At 63.2% G+C, this 1,531-nt stretch carries 2 protein-coding genes; both read left to right on the forward strand.

Annotated features, from left to right (window positions below; all coding sequences use genetic code 11):
- Positions 1-153 precede the first annotated feature (153 nt).
- Entirely contained in the window at positions 154-525 is a 372-nt protein-coding gene (locus BLQ75_RS22840) for a hypothetical protein (RefSeq protein WP_092604729.1), read from the forward strand.
- Between the two features lie 61 nt (positions 526-586).
- Positions 587-1,075, forward strand: coding sequence for a hypothetical protein (locus BLQ75_RS22845; protein ID WP_092604730.1), 489 nt, complete (start codon positions 587-589; stop codon positions 1,073-1,075).
- Positions 1,076-1,531 lie beyond the last annotated feature (456 nt).

A 1,531-nucleotide genomic window follows, 5' to 3' on the forward strand; every position in this document is an offset into this window, starting at 1 on the left:
GACTTCGTTTATCCAGAGTTTCGCTCGGGGTTGTTCCCAACGGGGAAGCCTTCTCCGGGGAGGAGTTTCCTGTCTCCTTCTCTGTGGCAAACCCCTGGTCGGCGATTCTGTGCATAACCTTCATTATTAATGTGTACTAGTACATTCAAATTCATGCGTGATGTCGACCAACTCGCCCGGTTCAGCCTCGAGGGAGCCCGAGCGGACGAGTGGGAGCTGCTCAACAGCCTCGTGCACGGCGCGCTGACCGACACCGGCGACGACGAGTTCCGGCAGACGCAGCGCCTGCCCAGTGCCGAGGAGGTCAACGCCGCCGATGCGCTCGCCGCGCTGCGCCTGCTGGTCCTCCACCGCAAGGTTCTGGATGCGATGGAGCGGAGCCTGATCGAGACCTACATGGACCGCGCCGGCACCTGGCAAACCGGGGCCGAGGCTCTAGACTACCCCAGCAGTGGGGCCCTCCGCCAACGTTACCGCCGCCTCGACGGCACCCGCACCTGGTCCGCCGGACGGCCGCCGAGGTGACGGAATTCCCCCGAAGACATGAGGGCACCGGTGCCGACGCGACCGTTAGTCTCGAGCCACGATGATCCGTGAGCGCAGCAACGAGGACCTAGACCGCCTGTGCGACCTCTTGGGCGAGTTGGACGAGCATGCCCGCGTGCTCGGAAGGTGGCAACCGCGAGACTGGCTGCAGGAGGTCGACGCCGAGCGCTCATGGGTGTTCGACCAGGCACCAGTGAGCATCGCCCCGACCCGGAACGTGGTCGGCCACGTCCAGATCTACCGACCACCCCAGGCCCGCTGGGTCCGCGACGTCGCCGCACACACCTGTCGTCAGGTCGACGAGCTGCTGGTGATCGGAAGACTGTTCGTGAAACCGGCCAAGCACGACTACGGCATCGCGCGGTACCTGCTCAAAGAATCGGTAAAATACGTCGAAACGCGCGAGAGCCTGCCCGTGCTGGATCCCTCCGACCTCGCCCTCATCCCACCATCGCTGTGCACCAAGCTGGGCTTCACAGAACTCCACACCGAGGACCACACCCCAAGCCCCCTGGCTCGGACAGAGTGACCCACATGGCCTGCCCAAACCGTTCGCAGTCCTTGCACAAGACCCTCGCGCAAGCAACCAGAGTCTCCACACCCAACGAAACTCCCACCACCCCCGTCTCAATAGTCGATCGGTCTGCGAGAAGGACAGCTGTCCTCGACCGAGTGACCTCCTACCTGACCATCAGCTCAACTACCTCAAACTCGTCCGATATCCGGCGAGTACTATGGTGCCTCCAGCTCATCCGGCAGCAAGCTGAACATCACGCTATCGCGTCGCTCGCCCTGGAAGCGGATATGCGAGCGCAGTACGTCCTCGAGCACGAACCCACATCGTTTGGCGACGCGCTGGAACGCGATGCTGTCAGGCGCACACGTCAGCTCTAATACTGCAACGGCGCTCAGAGTGGGTAGCCGCGTTGTTGGTAGTGGCAGTGTCGGGCTTGGTGGTGTGCGTCGTCGGCGCCAGCGTGACCAG

This window comes from Actinopolyspora xinjiangensis, assembly GCF_900104475.1.
In the GTDB taxonomy this organism is placed as follows: Bacteria; Actinomycetota; Actinomycetes; order Mycobacteriales; family Pseudonocardiaceae; genus Actinopolyspora; species Actinopolyspora xinjiangensis.